The organism is Gordonia sp. NPDC003376 (assembly GCF_053589235.1).
In genome coordinates, this window is sequence record NZ_JBSFRM010000014.1 from 81,752 (window position 1) to 105,596 (window position 23,845).

23 protein-coding genes are annotated in these 23,845 nt (G+C 65.0%); 10 read left to right on the forward strand and 13 right to left on the reverse strand.

Annotated features, from left to right (window positions below; genetic code table 11):
* The 4 genes from ACWDUA_RS15365 to ACWDUA_RS15380 form a co-directional block, all read right to left on the reverse strand.
* Nucleotides 1-822: an ABC transporter permease gene (locus tag ACWDUA_RS15365; protein ID WP_449751863.1), complete on the reverse strand. Its 822-nt coding sequence runs from the start codon at nucleotides 820-822 to the stop codon at nucleotides 1-3.
* Nucleotides 819-1,742, reverse strand: coding sequence for an ABC transporter permease (locus ACWDUA_RS15370; RefSeq protein WP_449751864.1), 924 nt, complete (start codon nucleotides 1,740-1,742; stop codon nucleotides 819-821). The genes ACWDUA_RS15365 and ACWDUA_RS15370 overlap by 4 nt, the downstream gene beginning before the upstream one ends.
* Nucleotides 1,739-2,659 carry an ABC transporter substrate-binding protein gene (locus ACWDUA_RS15375; RefSeq protein WP_449751865.1) on the reverse strand — a complete coding sequence of 307 codons (921 nt, stop codon included), beginning with the start codon at nucleotides 2,657-2,659 and terminating at the stop codon, nucleotides 1,739-1,741. The genes ACWDUA_RS15370 and ACWDUA_RS15375 overlap by 4 nt, the downstream gene beginning before the upstream one ends.
* Before the next feature lie 779 nt (nucleotides 2,660-3,438).
* On the reverse strand, nucleotides 3,439-4,125 hold the full coding sequence (locus ACWDUA_RS15380) for a pentapeptide repeat-containing protein (protein ID WP_449751866.1): 687 nt from the start codon (nucleotides 4,123-4,125) through the stop codon (nucleotides 3,439-3,441).
* Between the two features lie 626 nt (nucleotides 4,126-4,751).
* Here ACWDUA_RS15380 and sigM point away from each other — a divergent pair.
* From sigM to ACWDUA_RS15405, 5 genes are all read left to right on the forward strand, one after another.
* A complete protein-coding gene (gene sigM / locus ACWDUA_RS15385) occupies nucleotides 4,752-5,321 on the forward strand; it encodes an RNA polymerase sigma factor SigM (RefSeq protein WP_449751867.1) in 570 nt (189 codons plus the stop codon).
* Between the two features lie 152 nt (nucleotides 5,322-5,473).
* A complete protein-coding gene (locus ACWDUA_RS15390; RefSeq protein ID WP_449751868.1) occupies nucleotides 5,474-6,229 on the forward strand; it encodes a hypothetical protein in 756 nt (251 codons plus the stop codon).
* A 148-nt stretch (nucleotides 6,230-6,377) separates the two neighbouring features.
* Nucleotides 6,378-7,373, forward strand: a complete 996-nt coding sequence (gene trxB, locus ACWDUA_RS15395; protein WP_449751869.1) for a thioredoxin-disulfide reductase — start codon at nucleotides 6,378-6,380, stop codon at nucleotides 7,371-7,373.
* A gap of 55 nt (nucleotides 7,374-7,428) precedes the next feature.
* Nucleotides 7,429-7,767 carry a thioredoxin gene (trxA, locus tag ACWDUA_RS15400; protein ID WP_449751870.1) on the forward strand — a complete coding sequence of 113 codons (339 nt, stop codon included), beginning with the start codon at nucleotides 7,429-7,431 and terminating at the stop codon, nucleotides 7,765-7,767.
* Nucleotides 7,768-7,982: 215 nt separating this feature from the next.
* A complete protein-coding gene (locus ACWDUA_RS15405; RefSeq protein WP_449751871.1) occupies nucleotides 7,983-9,140 on the forward strand; it encodes a peptidoglycan-binding protein in 1,158 nt (385 codons plus the stop codon).
* A gap of 193 nt (nucleotides 9,141-9,333) precedes the next feature.
* Here the strand turns inward: ACWDUA_RS15405 and ACWDUA_RS15410 are convergent, their stop codons facing one another.
* The 9 genes from ACWDUA_RS15410 to rpmH all read right to left on the reverse strand — a co-directional run bounded on the left by ACWDUA_RS15410 (nucleotide 9,334) and on the right by rpmH (nucleotide 16,566).
* Nucleotides 9,334-10,143, reverse strand: coding sequence for a hypothetical protein (locus tag ACWDUA_RS15410; RefSeq protein WP_449751872.1), 810 nt, complete (start codon nucleotides 10,141-10,143; stop codon nucleotides 9,334-9,336).
* A gap of 146 nt (nucleotides 10,144-10,289) precedes the next feature.
* On the reverse strand, nucleotides 10,290-11,363 hold the full coding sequence (locus ACWDUA_RS15415) for a ParB/RepB/Spo0J family partition protein (RefSeq protein ID WP_449751873.1): 1,074 nt from the start codon (nucleotides 11,361-11,363) through the stop codon (nucleotides 10,290-10,292).
* 77 nt (nucleotides 11,364-11,440) lie between these two features.
* Nucleotides 11,441-12,400, reverse strand: coding sequence for a ParA family protein (locus ACWDUA_RS15420; RefSeq protein ID WP_449751874.1), 960 nt, complete (start codon nucleotides 12,398-12,400; stop codon nucleotides 11,441-11,443).
* 99 nt (nucleotides 12,401-12,499) lie between these two features.
* On the reverse strand, nucleotides 12,500-13,282 hold the full coding sequence (gene rsmG / locus ACWDUA_RS15425) for a 16S rRNA (guanine(527)-N(7))-methyltransferase RsmG (RefSeq protein ID WP_449751875.1): 783 nt from the start codon (nucleotides 13,280-13,282) through the stop codon (nucleotides 12,500-12,502).
* A 135-nt stretch (nucleotides 13,283-13,417) separates the two neighbouring features.
* Nucleotides 13,418-14,122, reverse strand: a complete 705-nt coding sequence (locus ACWDUA_RS15430) for a Jag family protein (RefSeq protein WP_449751876.1) — start codon at nucleotides 14,120-14,122, stop codon at nucleotides 13,418-13,420.
* A gap of 86 nt (nucleotides 14,123-14,208) precedes the next feature.
* Entirely contained in the window at nucleotides 14,209-15,477 is a 1,269-nt protein-coding gene (gene yidC, locus ACWDUA_RS15435; RefSeq protein WP_449751877.1) for a membrane protein insertase YidC, read from the reverse strand.
* A 3-nt stretch (nucleotides 15,478-15,480) separates the two neighbouring features.
* Nucleotides 15,481-15,891, reverse strand: coding sequence for a membrane protein insertion efficiency factor YidD (yidD, locus tag ACWDUA_RS15440; RefSeq protein ID WP_449751913.1), 411 nt, complete (start codon nucleotides 15,889-15,891; stop codon nucleotides 15,481-15,483).
* 56 nt (nucleotides 15,892-15,947) lie between these two features.
* The gene (gene rnpA, locus ACWDUA_RS15445; RefSeq protein WP_449751878.1) at nucleotides 15,948-16,367 is read right to left on the reverse strand and encodes a ribonuclease P protein component; all 420 of its coding nucleotides are present in this window, start codon (nucleotides 16,365-16,367) and stop codon (nucleotides 15,948-15,950) included.
* Nucleotides 16,368-16,422: 55 nt separating this feature from the next.
* Nucleotides 16,423-16,566 carry a 50S ribosomal protein L34 gene (rpmH, locus tag ACWDUA_RS15450; protein WP_449751879.1) on the reverse strand — a complete coding sequence of 48 codons (144 nt, stop codon included), beginning with the start codon at nucleotides 16,564-16,566 and terminating at the stop codon, nucleotides 16,423-16,425.
* A gap of 536 nt (nucleotides 16,567-17,102) precedes the next feature.
* On the opposite strand from rpmH, the gene dnaA reads away from it, so the two are divergent.
* From dnaA to ACWDUA_RS15475, 5 genes are all read left to right on the forward strand, one after another.
* The gene (gene dnaA, locus ACWDUA_RS15455; protein WP_449751880.1) at nucleotides 17,103-18,650 is read left to right on the forward strand and encodes a chromosomal replication initiator protein DnaA; all 1,548 of its coding nucleotides are present in this window, start codon (nucleotides 17,103-17,105) and stop codon (nucleotides 18,648-18,650) included.
* 838 nt (nucleotides 18,651-19,488) lie between these two features.
* Entirely contained in the window at nucleotides 19,489-20,667 is a 1,179-nt protein-coding gene (gene dnaN, locus ACWDUA_RS15460) for a DNA polymerase III subunit beta (RefSeq protein ID WP_449751881.1), read from the forward strand.
* Nucleotides 20,668-20,719: 52 nt separating this feature from the next.
* Nucleotides 20,720-21,658: a phosphogluconate dehydrogenase (NAD(+)-dependent, decarboxylating) gene (gnd, locus tag ACWDUA_RS15465; protein WP_449751882.1), complete on the forward strand. Its 939-nt coding sequence runs from the start codon at nucleotides 20,720-20,722 to the stop codon at nucleotides 21,656-21,658.
* A gap of 2 nt (nucleotides 21,659-21,660) precedes the next feature.
* Complete coding sequence (recF, locus tag ACWDUA_RS15470; RefSeq protein ID WP_449751883.1) at nucleotides 21,661-23,064, forward strand: DNA replication/repair protein RecF; 1,404 nt, start codon at nucleotides 21,661-21,663, stop codon at nucleotides 23,062-23,064.
* Nucleotides 23,061-23,645: a DUF721 family protein gene (locus ACWDUA_RS15475; protein WP_449751884.1), complete on the forward strand. Its 585-nt coding sequence runs from the start codon at nucleotides 23,061-23,063 to the stop codon at nucleotides 23,643-23,645. Before recF ends, ACWDUA_RS15475 begins: the two co-directional genes overlap by 4 nt.
* The last annotated feature ends 200 nt before the right edge of the window (nucleotides 23,646-23,845 follow it).

Here is a 23,845-nt window from a genome sequence, read left to right on the forward strand (position 1 = left end):
TCAGGCTCCTGCGTTGGCCGAGGTCAGGCGACGAGCGCGGCGGCTCTGGATGAAGCGGAGGATCCCGCTGAGGGCGAATGCCGCGACGATGATGAGCAGAATGAGGCTCGACACCGCGGCCAGGGTCGGGTCGATCTGGATGCGGATGCCCGACCACATCTTCACCGGCAGGGTGGTCATGTCGGGCCCGGACAGGAAGATCGCGACGACGACCTCGTCCCAGCTGATGATGAAGGCGAAGAGGCCACCGGCCAGCATGCTCGGTGCGATGGCCGGCAGGGTGATGCGGAAGAACGTCTGCAGCGGACTCGCCCCGAGATTCATCGACGCCATCTCGAGGCGCCGATCGACGGTCGACAGTCCGGCGACGACGTTGATGATCACGTAGGGGACGCCGAGGCAGGTGTGGACGAGGATGAAGCCCAGCGGGGTCTCGGTGAGTCCGATCTCGAGGAAGGCGATGTAGATCGCCAGGCCGACGATCACGTACGGCACCACCAGCGGGGCGAGCAGCACGGCGAGTACGGCTCCCCGGAAGGGGATTCGGCCGCGGACCAGCGCCAGGGCGGCGAGGGTGCCGAGGACCACCGACAGGACCGCCGAGCCGAGGGCCACCGAGAAGCTCGACGCCGCGGACTGCATCCAGGTGGGGTCGTCGATCAGCGCCTGGAACCACTGGAACGACAGCCCCTTGGGCGGGAAGGTCAGAAACGAACTCTCACCCAACGACATCGGGATGACCAGCAGCACCGGCAGGAGCAGATAGACCGCGATGAGCGCAGCGAGGAGGAAAAGTGCTGTCCGCGTGATGATCCGAGTCATGATATTCCCATCAGGATGCGTTCGACGTCGACGATCCGGCTGGCGATGGCCAGGAGTGCGAACGTGGTCACCAGCAGGAGTACGGCGAGTGCGGAGGCGAATCCGAATCGAAGGACCGTGCTGACCTGCTGGACGATCAGCTCGCCGATCATCATGTTCTTCGGGCCGCCGAGCAGGGCCGGGGTGATGTAGTAGCCGAGGGCCTGCACAAAGGTGAGCAGTGTTCCCGCCGCGACCCCGGAAGCACTGAGCGGTACGAAGACTCGCCAGAAGGCTCCGGACGGCCGGTCACCGAGCGCCTGGGCGGCCAGCGACAGCCGGGGATCGATGGACCGCATCGAGGCGTAGATGGGCAGCACCATGAACGGCAAGGCGATCTGGACCATGCCGAAGATGACGCCGGGCAGCGTGCGCAGGATCGGCATCGGCTCGTCGAGGATTCCGGCGTTCATCGCAATCGTGTTGAGCACACCCGTATCTCGCAGTAGGACGATCAGTGCGAAGCTGCGAACCAGGATGCTGGTCCAGAACGGGATGAGGATGACCACCATCATCAGTGCCCGCCACTTCGGCGACACCAGGGTCATGACGTAGGCGTAGGGGTAGCCGAGCGCCAGGGTGACCGCGGTGACGGTGAGTGCGACGACGAAGGTGTTGATCAGCACCCGCACGTACACCGAGTCGGCGAAGATCGCCCGGTAGTTCTCGAATCCGACCGTCGGGTCGGTGAAGCTCTTCGCGATCAGCGCGACGATGGGGACCACGAACAGCAGTCCCAGGAACACCAGCAGCGGAAGGGCGAGAGCACCCCACCCGTCGAAGGCGAATGCCCTGCGCCACCGGCGCTTTTCCTTGACCTCCGCGGGTGACGGCGCCGGGGTCACCTGTGGCGGTGACACTTCGCTGAGCTGGGCCGTCATCGGGCGATCCAGCTGTTGAACCGCTCGGTGATGGCATCGTTGTTCTCGGCCCAGTACGAGTAGTCGATCACGGCTGCGGACTTGTCGTTGACCGCAGCACCTCCGGCCACGTCGTTGCGCTTGCCGGCGGGCATGAGCTCGACGCCCGCCGGGGTGGCAGGGCCGTAGTAGGACGCGACGGCGTCGTCGGCCTGGGACTGCGGGTTGGCGAGGAACCACTTCATCCAGTCAAAGGCCAACTGCGCGTTGGGATAGCCCTTCGGCACGACGACCTGGTCGTAGGAGATGAGGTTCTGGCCGTACTCGTTGGCCACCGGCTCGCCCGCCTCGGCGGCCTGGGTGATGCGGCCGTTCCAGGCCTGCACGAGCGGAGCCTCGCCGCTGGCGACCAGCTGGGTCTGCTGATCTCCGGTGTCGTACCAGACGATGTCGCTCTTGATCGTGTCGAGCTTGGCGAAGGCGCGGTCGAGGTCGAGCGGGTAGAGGTTCTCGGGTGCGACGCCGTCGGCGAGGAGTGCCGCCTCGAAGATCCCGCCGGTCGGGTACTTCCAGAAGCCACGCTTGCCGGGGAACTTCTCGGTGTCGAAGAACTCGGCCCACGTGGTCGGATGGGCATCCGGGAACGTGTTGGTGTTGTAGGCGATGCTGAAGGTGTACTGCAGCACCGGGATCGCACAGTCGCTCAGTTGTTCAGCGGGTGCACCTGCGGACTTGGCCGCCTCGACGACGTCGGCCGGCAGCTTCTCCAGGGTTCCGTTTGCGCAAGCGGTGGATGCGTAGTTGGGTTCGACCTCCACGACACCCCAGGAGACCTTGTTCGCACTGACCTGAGCTGCGATTTTCGCGTAGTCAGTGGGCGAATCCTGCTTGATGGTGACGCCGTTCTCCTCCGCCCAGGGAAGGAAGTAGGACTCCACGTGGGCCTTCTGACCGGCGCCTCCCCACATGGTGACGGTGAGTGAGTTGGAGTCTGTAGCAGAGCCCGAGGCACAGGCCGACAACGTGACTGCAGCGACCGAAACCACAACGGCCGCAAAGGTGTTTCTGCGCATGGCGCCCTCCTAAGCTGAACTGATTAACCCATCAGTCAAGAATTAAAGGGTGGCTTGGGTCACATGTCAAGACCGCGTGCGGAGATTTAACGTTGGCGACTTCGTTCGTCACAGGTAGTTTTCACGACGACCGTTGTTCGTTTCCGCGACGAGTGCCGAGGCGCTCACCACCCGGGGGCGTCGCGTCCGAGACATCCGATCACGAGCCAGTGGTGTTGTCGCCCTGTAGATCTCATGTACCGTCCGTCGTTCCGTCGGGCCACGACCCGGTCCCGGTTCTGTACCTCGTCGATCGTGCATTCACAGGGGATCGCCGGTCCGTTCAGCCTCATCCCCGGCAGGGAACCCACGCGCGATCACGACGGGCACGGCCGGACCGGAAGAAGAGAACAAGACCACCGCCGACTCCGCGCGGTGATCGACGAATCGATCAGCACCAACAGAGCCGCGACACTGCCGAACGTGTCTCCCAGACGATCCTCGACCGCATCGCCGGCCACGACCTGGCGTCATCGAGAACGGCCGATACCTGTCTTGGACACGGCGCTCTTGACGCGTTGCTCCCCATCCTTGCCACCACCGATCACACTCCACTACGCGTCACGTTTCATCCACGTGGTCGTGATCTGCTCCTACAGGTATTGCTATGCGGACGAGTGGACTCGAAGATCCGGTGCTCCTCGCTCAGTCAGCCACGTTTCGAGGTCAGGGCCGTCCAGCATGAGAGCTTGAACATCGCCTACATCTACGGGGCCGGAAACCACCCCACGTGCTCCTTCCAAGGTAACTCCGTGGATTCTGGCGCGACGCAGACTGACCCAATGGCGTCCGTCGGGAGTTCCGAAAGTGCAACCTCGAAAGTCGCCGTATCGGAGGTTCGATTCATCGAAGATTACGTCACTGACGTGGCTACCACAGAACGATGCACCCGTGAAGTCGGAGGCGATGAATACGGATCCATTGAGTTCCGCTCCGTCGAAGACTGCGTACGAAAAGTCGGATGCGTCCGACTGTACTTCTCGCATCACGGCGCTCCTGAACATCGCCTCTCGGGCCCTCACTTGATGCATCCAGGCGCCCGAAAGCAGGCCTCGATCAAATCGCACGCCCTCGATGTTTGCTTCGGAGAATTCGGCACCTAGAAGGAGTAATCCAGAAAGATCGGCACCACGGAAGTCGAGGTTTCCTCCATTCATCGTGGGCACAAAGATCAGTATCGGCGATAGTCGTTTCTGGTCGAAGAAATCTTGCAGCGCGGCGCGCGCCCCGGAATCTCTTGGCCACTCTTGGACGTCTTTCGATTCCTCACCGAACTGATCTATTTCACCCATCGAACCCTCCCAGCCCATTCAGGATGAGAGCTGACGATATCAGCGACGTGCTCCTCGTGTTCAGTCGAAGTTCCATCACACTATCTGGACGTGGCGGCGAATCCCATTTCCGACCTTTCCTGTCGATGACGTCCCCTTGGTCCGTTTACTCCGAATCTGGCCTCGGAATACCCTGAGAGGTAACCGGCCTCGGATACCGGTCGATTCATGAATCAGTCGGACCGATCACTCGACCGCAACGACAGGAACGTTCACGCGTCGACGGCGACTGATTCAACAGCGCCACGCTGCGCCCCGCCCCACCCTCAACCGGCACTATTCAACATAATGAATTCTCTCTGAGAGGTGCCACACCTCGGTCTGGTGCGCAAGCACAACCACGCCGACAAGCCTCGCCGATGCTCCTGCACCACAGTCACCGACGCTCGACCCGGCACCCGCCGGTGGAGCGTCCATGGGGTGAACCTCACCACAGCATCCGGGGCTGAACTCACTACCGAAACCAACCCACGAGCGCCACAGCCCGACCACAACCGATCCACACAAACACCCCCACCCACAGCTCCGTCCACACCACCGGTCCATCACCCACTCATCCCCACCCACCAGCCATTACGCTCATCCCCATGTCCGGGGGGACCACACACGACCAGCGCACCGACGAGCAACTGCTCCATGCCCACATCCACGGCGATCCGACCGCCTTCACCATCCTCATCACCCGCCACCAGTCCTATCTGTGGACGGTCGCCAACCGCACCACCGGCAATCCCGACGACGCGGCCGACGCACTCCAAGAAGCACTCCTGAGTGCCCATCGCACCGCGCACACCTTCCGGGCCGATGCCAAGGTCACGAGCTGGTTGCATCGCATCGTCGTCAACGCCGCACTGGATCGTTTGCGGCGCAATGCAAGTCGGCGGACGGTGCCGCTGCCCGAATACGACACACTGACACTGTCGGACGACTCGGACGAATTCGGCCGGGTCGATCTCGCGGTGACCATCGAGTCGGCGCTCGACGAGCTCCCGCCGGACCAGCGTGCGGCGGTCGTGGCGATCGACCTCGAGGGGTACACGGTCGCCGAAGCTGCCGAGCGGCTCGGCGTGCCCCACGGCACCATCAAGTCACGGTGCTCACGTGGGCGGGTGAAACTCGCCAACCTCCTCCGTCATCTCCAGACCGGTGATCCGTGATGCGGGAATCACACGAATCCCGGATCGGATGGAACCGATCACGCCCCCGCGCGCGTCCAAGAGATCAGGTGCACACGTGACGACAGGGGAGAGTGACATGATGACCGCGTCATCCGACGCGACGACCCGCGCGCAGCGACGGGAGGGCAGTGATGAACGATGAGAACGCACCAACATTCTCCGGCGACCCGCTACCCGAGCCACCGTTTCCCGTGAAACTTCTCGCCGACCTCGACGCCGGTGTCCTCGACGAGCGCACCGGTGCGCACATCCGAGCTCGGATCGTCGACGATCCCGGCGCACAGGCAGTACTCGACGCGCTGGCCCGTACCCGGGAAGACCTGAAGTCTGTTCCGGTCGACCCGCAGCCGGTGCCCGACTGGGTGGATGCCCGTACACAGCAGACCCTCGCGGCGATCAGCGCCGAGGTCGCCGCCGGATCGTCCTCGCTCACCGATCACCGACGACGTCGGTCCGGGCGGATGTTCGCGGTCCTCGGTGCGGCTGCCGCGATCGTGGTGGCGATCGTCGGGATCGGCGTGGCTCTTCTGCGTCCGGAACCCAATTCCGTTGCCCCACAAGCAAATAACTCTGCTTCGGGTACCTCGGCACCATCCGTGTCGACACCGGCAGCCCCACCCGACACGGTATCGGTGTTGTCGGTACTCGGTCGTACCGACGGCGCTCCGTTCTCCTCCCCCGAGGCGCTTCGGCGCTGCACCACGGCCAACGGCATCCCTGCCACCACCGCGGTCCTCGGGTCAGGGGAGGTGACCATCGATGGTGCTCCGCAGGTGGTGATCCTGCTGTCGACCGGGACCGCCGGGCGGTTCCTGGCCCTGGTCGTCGGCCACGACTGTGACACCGGCAACCCCGCAACCCGGTCGCGGACGGTCATCGGCCGGTGAGCGGCCGACCGGTCCGTCGGAGAGAGGACCCGGGGCCGCACAGCGGCACCGGCGGCTCCACCAGGGGAACATCTCCGCATACCCTGTTGTTGAAAGCCGGTACACGCGCCCGCTCGCGGGCTGCGAGTCCATGCACACGGAGGACGAATTGACCCAGTCAGACAGCCAGCAGATCCACGACCTGATCATCGTCGGATCCGGACCTGCCGGATACACGGCGGCGATCTATGCGGCTCGCGCCGAGCTCGCCCCCGTCGTCTTCGAGGGAACGCAGTTCGGTGGTGCACTGATGACCACCACCGAGGTCGAGAACTTCCCCGGCTTCCAGAACGGCATCCAGGGCCCTGCCCTGATGGACGAGATGCGTGAGCAGGCCATCCGCTTCGGCGCCGACCTCCGCATGGAAGACGTCGAGGAACTGCGACTGGCCGGCGAGGTCAAGGAGGTCGTCGCCGGTGGCGAGACCCACCGCGCCCGCGCCGTCATCCTGGCCATGGGTGCAGCTGCCCGCTACCTCGGTATCGAGGGTGAGCAGGAGCTACTCGGCCGCGGCGTCTCCGCCTGCGCCACCTGCGACGGCTTCTTCTTCAAGGACCAGGACATCGCCGTGATCGGTGGCGGCGACTCGGCGATGGAGGAGGCGACCTTCCTCACGAAGTTCGCCCGGACCGTGACCTTGATCCACCGCCGCGACGAGTTCCGTGCCTCACGGATCATGCTCGATCGCGCCCGCAACAACGACAGGATCCGGTTCGTCACCAACTCGGCGATCAAGTCGGTCCTGGGCGACGGCTCGGTCACGGGTCTCGAACTGATCGACACCCGCTCCGGCGACACCGAGACCATCGACGTCACCGGCATGTTCGTCGCGATCGGACACGACCCCCGCAGCGAGCTGGTCCGCGGTCAGGTCGATCTCGACGCCGAGGGCTACGTGCGCGTCCAGGGCCGCACCACCTACACCTCGCTGCCGGGTGTCTTCGCCGCCGGTGACCTGGTCGATCACACCTACCGCCAGGCCATCACCGCCGCCGGCAGCGGCTGCGCGGCCGCGATCGACGCCGAGCGCTGGCTCGCCGAGCAGGGTGACATCGAGGCCACCCCGATCGATGGTGAGGTCGTCACCGTCGACGCGGTGCACTGACGACCCGACGCGCACGTCTACCCCCAACACACACTTCTACAAGGAGGAACGCTCAATGGGAGCCAATACCGTCGCCGTCACCGACGCCACCTTCGCCGAGGCCGTCCTCGGCTCCGACAAGCCGGTCCTGGTGGACTTCTGGGCCACCTGGTGCGGCCCCTGCCGCATGGTCGCCCCGGTCCTCGAGGAGATCGCCGCCGATCACTCCGAGAAGCTCACCGTCGCCAAGGTCGACGTCGACGCCAACCCCGGCACCGCACGCGACTTCCAGATCATGTCGATTCCCACCATGATCTTGTTCGAGAACGGCAAGCCGACCAAGACCATCGTCGGCGCCAAGGGCAAGGCCGCAATTCTTCGCGATCTCGAATCCGTCGTCGGTTCGAAGGCCTGAACCACAGCTCTTCGAATGACACTCGACCGTCGCCACCGGCATCGTCGCTGGTGGCGACGTTCGTTGTGGTGATGTGATCTAGATCGGTTTGGTCCACGTGAGCGAAGCTGAAAGAATGCTCGTGGTCCGATCGCCTGCCATTTCCGCTCGGGAACGGCACACAACGATGATCGGCGGGGACGATGTCGCGCCCGACGCGACTGAGGAGTTTGAGCATGCCACTTTTCCGACTGGGGGATCAGGGACCGGCTGTCGCCGAGATCCGCGCCATCCTCGCCGGACAGGGACTGCTCGACACCACCGGCGGTCGACACGCCGCACACGCACCCGCCACTGACGTCTTCGACGACGACATCGACCACGGCGTCCGCGCCTTCCAGCAGCAGCGGGGACTGATCGTCGACGGCATCGTCGGCCCGTCCACCTACCGCGTGCTGCGCGAGGCGTCGTACCAGCTCGGCGCCCGAGTGCTGCTGTACCGGCTGTCGGCGCCGATGGTCGGTGACGACGTCGCCACCCTGCAGAACCGATTGCAAAACCTCGGCTACTACACCGGCTTGGTCGACGGCGTCTTCGCCGAGACCACCCACGACGCCGTGTGCCTGTACCAGAGCGAGTACGGTCTGGCCGCCGACGGTATCTGCGGCCCGTCCACCCTGCGTTCGCTCGAACGCCTCGGCACCCGCGTCACCGGAGGCTCCCCGTACGCCATCCGCCAAGAAGAACACGTCCGCCGTTCCGGCCCTCAGCTGTCCGGCAAGCGCATCGTCATCGACCCCGGCTCCGGGGGGCTGCATGACCTGTCCGACGGGCCCACCGCCGAGCTGGAAAGCCGTCTGCTGTGGGATCTCGCCGCACGCCTCGAAGGTCGGATGGCCGCAGCCGGTATGGAGACCTTCCTCTCCCACGACGGCCGCGGACGGCCCGGCGACGATGAGCGCGCTCGTGTCGCGAACATGATCGACGCCGACCTGATGATCTCGCTGCGGTGCGGGCACTACCCCAACCCGGCCGCCAACGGTGTCGCCACGTTCTACTTCGGCAACAGCCACGGATCGTTCTCGACCATCGGTCGCAACCTTGCCGGATTCATCCAGCGCGAGGTGGCCGCACGGACGCCGCTGACCGATTGTCGCAGCCATGAACGTACATGGGAGTTGTTGCGCGTCACCCGGATGCCCGTCACGCTCATCGACATCGGATACATCACCAATCCCGACGATGCCGAGATCCTCGGAGATCCCGACTACCGCAACGTGATCGCCGAGGCCATCCTGGTTGCCGTCAAGCGGCTCTACCTCCTCGGTGAGAACGACCGACCCACAGGTACCTACACCTTTGCCGATCTTCTTGCCGCCGAAGAGATCTCCTGACAGCTCGCTTCACAGAGAGGGCCCGGCGGCGAGATTCACTCGCCGTCGGGCCTCTTTCATCACTTGTCGGTGTACGCATTGCTGAGGCGCCGATCGAGGTCTCGACACGTCTCGTCGCTACGCACGTCACCGGATCAGTTCCAGCGGGGCCCGGCCATATGATCCTCGGCCGTCCGCTCTGGCACGAACGTACTCAGCCTTTGGGGCCCCGCCGGCGACCGATCGGCGCAAACGTGCGCTCTCGACCAGAGATATCGATCGCGGCCATCACGACCAGCTTCTCCAGTGCTCCCTCCACCTCGGACTTCCAGCCGAGACCTTCATCGAGCTCCAAGCGGAAGCGAGGGAACCGTGGATGGGACGCCACGACGTCGAATCCCGAGTCCTTGAGGAACGCCGCATCGATCATGCACTGGGTACACAGATCCGCCTGCGGATAGTCGAGGATCTCGCGGGCAACGTTAACGATCTCCTCGTCCGACCATGCGCTGATGTCGGGGAGCGGCCGGGGTGTGATCCCCGAGTCGATGTCGGACGCCGGTGACAATCCGGAACTGCGCACCAGTCCGAACGATTCGATGGCGCGCACACCACGACGGACGAGGTCGGTCACCACGGCATCGAGCAGGGGGACTGCGACCTCCTCATAACCGGGCTCGGTGCTGATGGCCGTCAGCAGAATCGCGTCGGCACTCACCGGTGAGGTGGGGAAGAGGCGCGAGCGCGGGACACGCCCCGGCGGGGCATAGAACGCGGTACCCACGACCACCCCGGTGCCACGGTCGGTTGCGACCTGACCGCAGGCTCCCCATTCGAGCAACGCGGCGGAGATCCACGCTTCCTTGTCGAACTCGCTCTCGTAGGCGCCGATCTCCGGACCGCACCCCGCCGAACTCGACGCCGCGGCGGTCGTCGGATCCACCTCCCAGAAGATGCACCGGCGTGCGTGCGGCGGCAATGAGTCGAACGATTCGAGGCTCAGTCGCGAAATCACGGGATCCATGTCAGATCACCCGAGTCGGGTCGACAAGAAATTTCAAAACTGCTGCGCTGCAACTCTTTTCGGTGATGCGTAGTGTGCGAACACTTCGTTGTGTCACTGTGACGTAACTTCCGCGTGTGGTTGGTTGGGAGAATTCCACCGTCAAATCACTGCTTGGGGTCGATCAGACCGACGATCCGTTGGAGGTCGTCGACGGATCCGAACTCGACCACGATCTTTCCCTTTCGCTTGCCCAGACTCACCGTCACCCGGGTGTCGAGGCCGTCGGAGAGACGCTCGGCGACATCCTGCAAACCCGGCATCTGCATTTGTTTCCGCTTCGCCGCGGGATTCGCGGCCGTCGGGCCGTCACCCCGGTTCGCCAAAGTGACCGCTTCCTCGGTCGCACGGACCGACATTCCCTCAGCAACGATACGCGCCGCGAGGAGCTCCTGAGCGTCGCTTCCCGTCTCGAGAGCGAGGAGCGCACGTGCGTGACCGGCCGACAGAACGCCCGCTGCAACGCGTCGTTGCACCGGAATCGGCAGCTTCAACAGACGGATCATGTTGGTGATCACCGGTCGCGACCGACCGAGACGACTTGCCAGTTCTTCGTGTGTCACGTCGAACTCGTCGAGCAGCTGCTGGTAGGCGGCGGCCTCTTCGAGCGGATTCAACTGCGCACGGTGGATGTTCTCGAGCAGTGCATCCCGCAGCATGTCACCGTCGGGGGTCTCGCGAACGATCGCGGGGATCGCCTCGAGACCGGCCTCCTGGCTCGCGCGCCAGCGGCGCTCACCCATGACGATCTGATACTCGGTGCCGTCCACCGGCGCGGCGAGCCGACGCACGACGATCGGCTGCATCAGGCCGAACTCCTTGATGGAGTGCACCAGTTCGGCCATCGCCTCTTCATCGAAGACCGACCGCGGCTGGTGCGGGTTCGGCTGGATGACCTTCGGTTCGAGTTCCCGGTAGACCGCGCCGACCTCGTCCACCGTTCCGACAGCAGGGGAGGGGATCGGATCGGATCCTGGTGTTGCCGCGGGTTCCCTCACGGCAGCACCATTGGTCGCTGTGGTGGCCGGCGCAGCGCTTCCTCCGCCGATCACCACGTCTGCAGCTGCCGCACCCAGACGCGGTGCCTCCGACAGCTCACCGTCTGCCGGACCGGTCGGGATCAGGGCCGCCAATCCGCGGCCGAGGCCTCCACGGCGATGTGCGGTCTCTTTGGAACTCACGGGATTCCTCTCGGGAAGAACGGTGGTGGAAGTCGATGGGGGAGGGGCGTGGCAGCACGTTGACTCGCCACACACGCTCAGGGCGTGACGGCCTCCGCGGTGGTGGCGCGCAGTGCGAGTTCCCGTGCGGCATCGAGGTAACTCATCGCTCCACGTGAACCCGGGTCGTACTGGATGATCGTCATCGCGTAACCGGGTGCCTCGGACACCTTCACGCTGCGCGGGATGATCGTGGAGAGCACCTTGTCACCGAAGTGGCGTCGCACTTCCTCGGCGACCTGATCGGCGAGTTTGGTACGGCCGTCGTACATGGTGAGCAGGATCGTCGAGACATGCAGATCTTTGTTCAGGTGCGCCTGGACGAGCTCGATGTTCCGGAGCAACTGACCTACACCCTCCAGGGCGTAGTACTCGCACTGGATCGGGATCAGCACCTCGCGGGCCGCGACCATCGCGTTGACCGTCAGCAGGCCGAGCGACGGTGGGCAATCGATGAAGACATAGTCGAATCCGTAGTCGAGGATCGCTTCGTCGTTGAGGGCGTTGCGCAACCTGTTCTCGCGTGCGACGAGGGAAACCAGTTCGATCTCGGCTCCGGCCAGGTCGAGTGTCGCCGGCACACAGTAGAGGTTCTCGTGGTTGGGGCTCTGCTTGACGGCCTCGCGAATACCCACCTCGCCGAGAAGAAGTTCGTAGACCGACGCGATGTCGGGCGCTCGGTGGTCGATCCCGAGCGCGGTACTCGCATTACCCTGCGGATCGAGATCGACGACGAGAACCTTCAGTCCGTGAACTGCGAGACCGGCCGCGAGGTTCACCGCGGTGGTCGTCTTTCCCACGCCACCCTTCTGGTTGGCCACGGTGATCACGCGGGTATCGATCGGACTGGGGAGCTGGCCTGACGCGCCCGGGGTCAATACCTGGCTTGCACGCGCGGCCGCGGCGGCGATCGGTGTGTCATCAAAGGAGTTGTGCGGCGCAGCCACCGAGTTCTTTCTCGAAGTTTCACGTGAAACGTGCTGGTCTTTGTCGACCACGCTGGGACTCCTTTGCCCGTCCAGTTGACCGTCCCCGGAAAATTCGGAGGACTGAGATGACGCTCTTCTATTCTGCGCTCTGCGACCGATCCGCACCAATTACCTCCTGAACTTCGTGTCCGACGTGGCGGACGAGCCAGACGCCCCCGCCGCACCACCCCGCTTACGCCGAGACTTCGATTCGAACCCGGCTTGTTTGGTGCCGAGGACGAGCGTGGTCGGCACCTCCAGGACCTCTGCTCCACACACCACCACCGACAGATCCGTCAGGCCGACCTTCGCAGCCGCAACCCGATCTCGCTCGATCTCGTCCTGTGCGGATGAACCCTTGATCGCGACGAGTCGGCCACCCACCCGGATAAGGGGAGCCGACCAGCCGGCGAGTCGCGCCAACGGCGCCACCGCACGAGAGGTCACGACATCGGCGGGTTCGATCGACGCACGCACCACCTTCTCCTCGGCCCGTCCACGAATCACGCGCACGCCAAGACCGAGACCGAGACCGAGACTGATGATCGCCTCCTCGAGGAATGTCGCGCGTCGCAGCAGCGGCTCGACGAGTGTCACCGTCAAGTCCGGACGAGCAATTGCGAGGGGGATACCCGGCAGGCCGGCGCCGCTACCGATATCGACCACCGACGCCGACTCGCTGATGGCCTCGCCGAGGACGGCACAGTTCACTATGTGTCGATCCCACAGTCGGGGAACCTCTCGAGGGCCGATCAACCCGCGCTCGATGCCGGCGGTGGCCAGCATGTCGCGATAGCGGATGGCGAGATCCAACCGGTCGCCGAAGACCATCGTCGCCGATGGGGGAGGGGAGGGGTCGACATCGGGGATGTGGTCGCGCTCATCCGCAACCGAACTCTCGTCATGTTCCACGTGAAACCGTGATCCTCTCTCAGTTCCCCCGGGTCGCCGTTTCACGTGAAACAGCGCTAATCACACCACTGTAATTTCCTAGCCCGGAAACGAGAAAGTCCCGGTCGAAACCGGGACTCCTCGCATATCTCTAGGTCAGTCGACCTTGATGACGATAACCCTACGCTTGGGTTCGGCACCTTCGGACTCACTGACGACTCCATCCACAGCGGCGACCGCATCGTGCACGATCTTGCGCTCGAACGGCGTCATGGGATCCAGCGCCTCACGCTCCCCGCCGTCACGCACACGCTCGGCAACCTCGGTGCCGAGCCGGGCCAGACGCTCGCGACGATCGGCACGCCACCGGGAGATGTCGAGCATCAGGCGACTTCGATCCCCGGTGGCCTGCTGCACGGCCAGACGGGTCAACTCCTGCAGGGCATCGAGAACCTCGCCCTTGCGGCCGACCAGCTTGGCCAGATCGTCGCCGCCGTCGATGCTCACGACGGCGCGGTCGCCATCGACGTCAAGATCAATATCACCGTCGAAGTCGAGAACGTCGAGCAGCTGCTCGAGGTAATCGCCGGCGATCTCACCCTCCTCGACGAGGCGATCCTCCTCGTCGGCTTCGTCGGCTTCGTCGTCCTCAGACTCCGCCTCGTCCTCCGCGTCAGCCTCTGCCTCGTCATCGACGAGGTCGTCGTCGGTCTGCTCGGTCGAGGAGTCCTCGGTACCGGCCGCCACCTCGGAGGAGCTCGACTCGGCTTCCCGGGGTGCGGTCTCGTGCGTCACGGACTCATCGGCGATGACGTCGTCGGTCACGTCCGGATCGCCTTGGGTCGCGGTCTCGGCTGTCATCTCAGTTCCACCTAACTCTTGCTCTTACCTGTCAAGTCTGTCGGCCCCGATCGGGCGATCCCGCCTCGGGCATTCAACGACGGGATTCAGCGGCGGCCGCCCTTGCGGCCACCCTTCTTACCCCCGCCACCGCGGTTCTTCTGTCCCTGCCTGTTCTGTCCCTGACGATTCTGCGGACCGTTCTGGCCTGCTTTGTTCGCCGGCTTCTGACCCGGGCGCGGCTTGGCCGATGGGGTAGGGGAGGAGTCACCGTCATCATCGGATTCGGCCAGATCCGCCTCATCCTCGGTCGTGGCCGAAGTGGCAGGCACGTCAGCGGTGGAACCGCGCTTGAGGAACGACAGCTTCTTCAGGCCTGATTCCTTCGGTTCCGACTGAGGCGCCGACGGCTGATTCTCGTCCTCGGTGGACTCGGTCGCAGTAGCCTTCTTGGAGCGATCCGGCTTCACGCCGGGCTTCGGCGCGTTGGCTTTGAGCTTCTCCGCCTTGGCGAGCCGAGCCTCTTCTTCTTCCTTCTCGATCTTGCCGAAGACCAGATGCTGCTGACCATAGGTCCAGATGTTGTTACTCATCCAGTACAGGAGGATGGCGACCGGGAAGAACGGACCGGTGAGCAGGATGCCGAGCGGGAAGACGTACAGCGCCAGCATGTTCATCATGCGGGTCTGCGGGTTCTCGAGCGCCGCCTCCGGCTGACGCGCCACCGAGGCACGCGAGTTCATGTGCGTCGCGATCGAGGCGATGATCATCATCGGGATGACGACCAGCGTGATGTTCAGACGGGTGAAGTCGATCGGCGATCCGGGCTGGACGAACGCCGCCCACTCGGTCTTCGGCTCGGTGATGTACGACGACAGCGGCACGCCGAACAGGCGGGCGTCGAGGAAGTTCTGCACTTGGTCGACATTGAAGATGTAGTTGCCGACGTTGCGGGTCTCCTCTGGCGACATGCCGAGCTGACCCATGCCGGTACCGGTCCGGTTGAACGACCGCAGCACGTGGAACAGACCGATGAACACCGGGATCTGCAGGAACATCGGCAGGCAGCCGAGCAGCGGATTGAACCCGTGCTCCTTCTGCAGCTTCTGCATCTCCTCGGTCATCTTCACGCGATCCTTGGCGTACTTCTTGCGGATCGCCTGCAGCTGAGGATTGATCTCCTGCATCTTCTTCGTGGTGCGGATCTGCTTCACGAAGGGCTTGTAGAGGATCGCGCGCAGGGTGAACACCAGGAACACCACCGACAACGCCCACGCGACGCCGTCACCGCCCGGAGAATTGGGCGTGATGAAGTCGAACAACCAATGCCAGAACCACATGATCGCGGAGACCGGCCAGTAGATGAAGTTCAGCACGGGTTAGAAATCCCTCACTTCCGTAGATGCGCGAACGCTGTCGCCCTCGGATGGACCACGATTCTGTTCCGCGTCGTCGTCGACCTCGTCCTCCCAGGAGGAGCGGACCGACGGATCCTGCGGTGGATGCCGGAACCCACGCTCGGGGACCGGGTCATATCCAGGTTTGTGCCACGGCCCGCACTTCAGGAGTCGCAACACCGCGAGGGTGCCTCCGTGAAAGAAGCCGTGTCGGGTCAGCGCCTCGACCGCATACGCCGAGCAGGTGGGCTCGAAGCGGCACGTCGGGAGGCGCATCGGGGAGATCCAGGTGCGGTAGAGCTCGATCAGGAAGATCACGCTGCGTCGCGGGAACAGATGGAGGAACCGTGTCACCGCTGTCCAGCGGTCAGTGCCCGTCGCGGTGGAATCCATGTCGGCGGACGAGGGATCCGGTGTCACGGACGGCCGGGTGCTGGGCGGGGCGCCGGTCATACCGGGACCCCTGAGTCGGCCGAGGGCGCGAGCCGTCGAATCCGTCCGCGCCCGAAGGCCTCGGACAGTTGGGCAGCGAGCTCGGGACTGCCGAGTGCCGCAGCCCCGGGCAGGGCACGGATCACCACATAGGACTCGGTGGCCGGCACCTGGTCGATCACCGTCGCGAACGCTGCACGGAGGCGACGTGCCACCTGATGGCGCACGACGGCGGATCCGACCGACTTGCTGACGATCAGACCCAACCACGGGCCACCGACCATGGCGACATCACGACGACGGAGCGCGGGATCCGGCCAGGCCGCAGGAAGCACCGCGACACTGACCACCAGATCATGCGTCGATACCCGCACGCCCTTCTTGAGCGTGCGGGCAAAGTCGGATCCACGAGAGATCCGATGACCGGCCGACATCATCGAGCATCACGAAGCCGGTCGGACCAGAGGTCACGACCGGCGGCGTGCATCGAGATCAGGCCGTGAGCTTCGTGCGGCCCTTGGTACGACGGTTGTTCACGATGGCGCGGCCGGCACGGGTCCGCATACGCAGACGGAAGCCGTGCACACGAGAACGACGACGGTTGTTGGGCTGGAAAGTGCGCTTTCCCTTGGCCACGATGACTCCTTGTGTCCGCTGTGGGCACGCCGGTTGCGCGCGTTTCCCACATCCTGTGTTGGTCTCTGCTTATCCTGGGGCGGTGCCGAGCTGATGCCGGTTGGCAGACCCCGCCGACCTACCCGGCAAAGACCTCTGACCGGCTAGAACGGCACAATCCACCGCGCAAGTCCGCGACCTGGATGACCAGTCGAGACTACTCAAGCCCTCCGCGCAAATCAAACGAGCACCATACCTGCTGGCCACGACGGTGCACACGATCGTCCGGACGAGTCCGAGCCGGATGTCTTTGGTGGCCGAGAACTCCTCTGTTACCGTCGTCCGTCGGAGCGCTCACGGCGCGCGGTCGATGCAGTCTGCAATCCCGCGGTTCGTGACCCCATCCACCTCTTTGTCCACAGCTGGGGATAAGTTTGTGGACAAGTCGTCGTCTCCCACCGCATGGTGACATCCACGTCGACCGGTAACTGGTAATTTCGTCGTCGCCGGCAAAGGTGAAGAAGTGTGGCCCGCTGCGCCGGGCAGAAGGGTCCAACGTGACGTCAGATCGTGACTCGTTCGGGGAGGTGTGGCAACGTGTCGTCGCCGAACTCAACGACGATTCCGCCCAGGGCGACCACGAACCCCTGACCCGCCAGCAGAAGGCATGGTTGTCGCTGGTTCAACCACTCACCCTGGCCGAGGGATTCGCCCTGCTCACCGTGCCGACCCCGCTGGTGCAGGAACAGATCGAACGCAATCTCCGTGACACCATCCGCACCACGCTGAGTCGTCACCTCGGGCAGCCGGTCGATCTGGGTGTGCGAACCGCCACCCCTCCGCCGGTCGACGACCAGATCCCCGCCGACGCGCCCGCACCGCCGCAGGCACAGCCTCCCGGATCCGCGGTCCCGGCGAGCCCACCCGCGCCAGTTCGGGGATCCGACGGTGTCGGTGACCACATTCCGCCCGCTCGACCTGCCGCTGACGGTGTGGTCGGACCGGCCCCGGCCGGCGCCGACTGGTCGAGTTACTTCGCCGAGCGTCCGGCCACGCCGACCCCGGCAGCATCCCCGGCAAGTCTCAATCCGAAGTACACCTTCGACACGTTTGTGATCGGCGCCTCCAACCGCTTCGCGCATGCGTCGGCGGTCGCCGTCGCCGAGGCACCTGCCCGGGCGTACAACCCGCTGTTCATCTGGGGCGAGTCCGGTCTGGGCAAGACCCACCTGCTGCATGCGGCCGGCCACTACGCCCAACGTCTCTTCCCGGGGATGCGGGTGAAGTACGTCTCCACCGAGGAATTCACCAACGACTTCATCAACTCGCTGCGTGACGACCGGCGGGTGGCGTTCAAACGCCGTTACCGCGACGTCGACGTGCTGCTGGTGGACGACATCCAGTTCCTGATCGGCAAGGAAGGTATCCAGGAAGAGTTCTTCCACACCTTCAACACGCTGCACAACACCAGCAAGCAGATCGTCATCTCATCCGATCGACCGCCCAAACAGCTTGCGACACTTGAAGATCGACTACGAACCCGGTTCGAGTGGGGACTGATCACCGACGTCCAGCCGCCGGATCTGGAGACCCGGATCGCGATCCTGCGCAAGAAGGCGCAGATGGACAACATCGCCGTCCCCGACGACGTGCTCGAGCTGATCGCCTCGAAGATCGAACGCAACATCCGCGAGCTCGAGGGTGCGCTGATCCGCGTCACCGCATTCGCCTCGCTCAACAACACCGAGCTCGACAAGTCCCTGGCCGACGTCGTGCTGCAGGCCCTGCTGCCCAACGACGGCACGCTGGAGATCTCCGCGGCCAGCATCCTGGCCATCACCGCCGAGTACTTCGACATCTCGGTCGACGAACTCCGTGGCCCGGGCAAGGCCCGCTCGTTGGCGCAGGCCCGCCAGATCTCGATGTATCTCTGTCGCGAGCTCACCGATCTGTCACTGCCGAAAATCGGTGAGACCTTCGATCGTGATCACACCACCGTGATGTACGCCGAGCGCAAGATCCGCAAGGAGATGGCCGAACGACGCAAGGTCTACGACCACGTCCAGGAACTGACCGCCCGGATCAAGCAGCGCGCCGACCGCTGAGCCGAACTCGAGATGGAGCCGAACTCGAGATGGGGCACCACCTCGGGAAATGCCCGTAACGGCCGCTGAGAGCCTCTCTGCGCCCCTTTGCCCGCCCACGCGAGCAAGGGGGCGCCCTTTTTTTCGTCATCGCGCGCGGATCCGTGCCCGGCTGCGGTGATCCGTCCTGAGGATCCCGCAGGAGATCCTCACGCCCTCGCACGCCTGGGCATGATGCCCACCAGATGTTCGGCCCTCGATCTCAGCCCAACCCTCGATCTCCGGGCGAGCCTTCACGACGTGGATCCGAGTGGATCCGAGGCGGATCCGGCGACTTTCGTCATTCGATGCGACCTGGGCTTTTGCGAATCACAAAACTGTGGATGATGTGTGGGGATCCGAGGCCCTCACTGTGCACGAGGCGTGGACGAAGAGTGAATGACAAAAACCATCCACATGCCGAACCGTCTCCACCCACCCGTCATCCACCGGCCATCAACAACCACGGATCCCTCGTGTCCTGCATGGATCCGTCGAATTCCACAGGTTCCACAGGTCCTACTACTTCCATTGATCTCTCTCTAGAGAGATCTTCTTGTAAGAAGAACCTGTGTACACAGGCCCACTCCGCGACCCCCGGAAACATGTGATTCGCGGCGTGGCGACTTGACCCCCAACCGCCCCCGCGCCCGTCTCGGCGTTCTAGAGTGGGAACTCGCCAATCGTGAACATCCTGTGGAACCGTGCAAGACATCCACCGGATCCACGACCGTCCCGCGGCGTCGTACGACCCGCAACACCGTCGGATCCACCGACCCGATCGACCGACGCAACTCAAGAGAAGGGTTTTCCCCGAGTTATGAAGTTCCGTGTCGCGCGCGACGAGTTCTCCGATGCCGTTGCCTGGGTTGCCCGCAGCCTGCCGTCTCGTCCGCCGGTCCCGGTTCTCGGTTGCGTGGTGCTCACCGCAGGTGACGACCCCACCGGCGGCCTGACCATCTCCGGATTCGACTACGAGGTCTCCGCCCAGGAATCCATCGCGTCCGAGATCGCCGAACCGGGCAAGGTGCTGGTGTCGGGTCGTCTGCTCGCCGACATCACGCGAGCTCTGCCGAACAAGCCGGTGGACGTGCATCTCGACGGATCCCGCGTCGCCATCGCCTGCGGCAGCGCCAAGTTCTCCCTGCCGACCATGCCGGTCGAGGACTATCCGCAGCTCCCGGATGTGCCGACCGTCACCGGATCCATCCCGGCCACGTTGTTCGCCGAGGCCATCTCGCAGGTTGCGGTCGCTGCCGGTCGTGACGACACGCTGCCGATGCTGACCGGTGTACGCGTCGAGATCGAGGGCAGCAGCGTCGTGCTGGCGGCCACCGATCGCTTCCGTCTCGCGGTGCGTGAGCTCGAGTGGGAGCCCGAGCAGGCCGACATCAACGGTGCCGTGCTGGTCCCGGCAAAGACGCTGTCGGAGAGCGCCAAGACCGCGGGTACCGAGGGCACCGGTGCGGTGCGCCTCGCGTTCGGCGCGGGTGACGGGATCGGCGCCGAGGGAATCCTGGGCATCTTGGGTGAGACCAAGCAGACCACCACTCGTCTGCTCGACGCCGAGTTCCCGAAGTTCCGCCAGCTGCTGCCGGCCAGTCACACCGCCGTCGCGACCATCGAGAGCGCGCCGCTGATCGAGGCGATCAAGCGTGTGTCGCTCGTCGCCGAGCGCGGCGCGCAGGTCCGGATGGAGTTCTCCGGCGGATCCGTGCTGCTCACCGCCGGTGGTGACGAGGCGGGCAAGGCCGAGGAAGAGCTACCGGTGGAGTTCCAGGGCGAGCCGCTGACCATCGCGTTCAACCCGGGGTACCTGCAGGACGGGCTGTCGGCGATCAACGCCAAGTCGGTGGACTTCGGGTTCACCACGCCGAGCCGGCCCGCAGTGCTGCGGCCGTCCGCCGGTGAGCGTCCCGTCCCCGACGAGTCGGGTGCCTTCGTCGCCCCGGAGAGCGTGTTCAGCTATCTGCTGATGCCGGTGCGGCTGCCGGGCTGATCGCCCGCGCATATCCTGGCCCCATCGACCCCTCATCTCGAAGGATCCTGCGATGCAACTCGGACTGATCGGCCTCGGCAAGATGGGCGCGAACATGCGTACCCGGATCACCGCCGGAGGTCACCAGGTGCTCGGCTACGACCCGCGGCCGGAGGTATCCGACGTGGCGTCTCTGGCAGACCTGGTCGGTGCCCTCGAGGCGCCTCGAGCGGTGTGGGTGATGGTCCCGTCGGGGGATCCGACGCGATCGACGGTGGCCGAGCTCGCCGACCTGCTCGAGCCGGGGGACATCGTCGTCGATGGCGGGAACTCCCGCTACACCGACGACATCGAGCATTCGAAGGTGTTGAGTGCCAAGGGGATCGGCTACATCGACTGCGGCGTCTCGGGTGGGGTGTGGGGTCTGGAGAACGGCTATGGCCTGATGGCCGGAGGATCCGATGCCGACATCGCCCGGTTGATGCCGGTCTTCGACGCGCTCCGTCCGGAGGGTGAACGCGCCGACGGCTTCGTGCACGCCGGTCCGGTGGGTGCAGGGCACTACGCGAAGATGGTGCACAACGGCATCGAGTACGGCCTGATGCACGCCTACGGCGAAGGTTACGAGCTGCTCGCGGCCGAACCGCTGATCACCGACGTCGAGGGTACCCTGCGGGCCTGGACCCACGGGACCGTCATCCGGTCCTGGCTGCTGGACCTGCTGGTCCGGGCGCTGCAGGAGGATCCGGGGCTTTCCGGGATCTCCGACTACACCACCGACTCCGGTGAGGGGCGCTGGACGGTGGAGGAGGCCATCCGTCACTCGGTGCCCGCCAACGTCATCTCGGCTGCGTTGTTCGCCCGGTTCGCCTCCCGTCAGGACGGTTCGCCGACGCTGAAAGCCGTTTCGGCACTTCGTAATCAGTTCGGTGGACATTCGGTGCGCAATATCGCCGGGGAGGCCGTCGGCGAGTCCGGTGCACCGCCGAGCTCCCCGGTCGCCGGCACGTAGTCGTGTTCGTCCGGGAACTGCGCCTGCGTGATTTCCGGTCGTGGCCCCAGGTGGATCTGGAGCTGGGGCCGGGACCCACCGTCATCACCGGCCGCAACGGTTTCGGCAAGACCAACCTGATCGAGTCGCTGTTCTACCTGGCGACGATGCGCTCGCACCGGGTGGGCAACGACGCCCCTCTGGTGGCCTCGTCGAAGACGTCGGCGATGGTCACCGCCACGGTCGAGAACAACGGGCGAGAGCTGACGGCCGCGCTGCAGATCAACGCCGAGGGATCCAACAAGGCCTGGCTCAACACCTCGCCGCAACGTCGACCACGTGATCTGCTCGGTGTGTTGCGCACCGTGCTGTTCGCGCCGGAGGATCTGATGCTGGTACGCGGGGATCCGTCGGATCGGCGCCGATTCCTGGATGAGCTTGTGGCACAACGTGGTCCGCGCCTAGCTGCAGCCCGATCCGACTACGACAGGGTGCTGCGCCAGCGGTCGGCATTGCTCAAGACCGCCGGGTCGGCGCTGCGGCGGGGAGGATCCGACGGTGCATCGGTGCTGAGCACCCTGGACGTGTGGGACAGCCAGCTGGCCGAGCTCGGTGCGGCCGTCACCGCGGCCCGTATCGATGTGCTCAACGATCTGCGGCCGCACGTCGTCGGGTCGTATGCGGCCATCGCCCCGCACTCGCGACCGGCGGATCTGCGGTATCGGTCGTCCGCCGGTGACGCGGTGCTCCCGGCCGACGACGAGCCCGCCGATCCCGAACACATCGCGGCGGTGTTGCTCGCCGAGCTGGCCCGCGTACGCGACAAGGAGATCGACCGCGGACTGTCGCTGGTGGGTCCGCACCGTGACGATCTGGACCTGATCCTCGGCTCGGAGACCGCGAAAGGCTTTGCCTCGCATGGGGAATCGTGGTCCTTTGCGCTCGCATTGCGACTCGGTTCGGTAGAACTCACGCGTGTCGAGGGCATCGAACCGGTGATCATGCTCGACGACGTCTTCGCCGAGCTCGACGCCGCCCGACGCCGCAAACTCGTCGAGTTCACCGCCGACGCCGAGCAGTTGCTGATCACCGCTGCCGTGGCCGACGACATCCCCGAACAGATCGGCGGACGCCGCATCCGCGTGGAACTCCTCGAAGAGGACGGCGTGCGTCGCTCGGTGATCACCGGGACCGATGACCACGGATCCCTCGAGGAGGGATCCTCTGACGACCGTCCCGATGTGCAGGGATCTGAGGTGCAGGGATCTGGGGGACAGCCGCCCTCGGGATCGGCCGAGCCGGTCGGATCCCCTGACGGATCCTCGTCCGGCACGCCCGCTGTCGAGGGATCCGACCTCGGATCCCTCGATTCCGAGATCGCCGAGCCGGGGGAGATGTCAGGGGAGAGCGAGACACTGTCGTCATGAGCGGGGAAACGACGGGCGAATCTGCGGATGGGCCCACCGACACGGGTGCCGGATCCGCCGGAGGTGAGCTCAGCGGTTACGAGCGGGCCCGCAAGGCGCTCGAGGAGGCCCGGGCTGCGGCCCGGGCGTCGGGGAAGTCGGTCGGACAAGGTCGGGCGTCGCCACAGCGTCGGCCGCTGCGGTCCGGCGGGAGTCGTCGGCGGTGGTCCGGCGCGGGGCCCGACGGCCGGGATCCGCAGCCGTTCGGCCGGCTGATCGGCGGTATCGCCCGGGAACGCGGGTGGGAACCCCAGATCGCCGAGGGCACCCTGTTCGGCATGTGGGAGCAGATCGTCGGATCCGACATCGCCTCCCACGCAAAGCCAACGGCCTTGCGCGACAACGTCTTGGCGGTGCAGGCGGAGTCGACGGCGTGGGCCACCCAGCTGCGATACGTGCAATCGCAGATCCTCGCGAAGATCGCCGCCGCGGTGGGTGACGGGATGGTCACCTCGCTGCGGATCACCGGTCCCAAGGCGCCGTCGTGGCGCAAGGGAGATCGGCACGTGCGCGGTCGCGGGCCGCGCGACACCTACGGCTGAGTAGGTCCCAGCGGGGTGGCCCCCGGCGATTTCACCGCCAGAGACTTTCTCAGCCAGATTTTGGGTACCGACCACGACCCGACCGGCAGTTGACTGAAAAAATCGGTCTGAGCGCGATTGAGCGGCCCCAGATGTGCTTCTGTGCGTGCCTGAGGCAGTACAATGGTGAGAGTTGTCCCGACAGGGGGATCAGCGGCCCG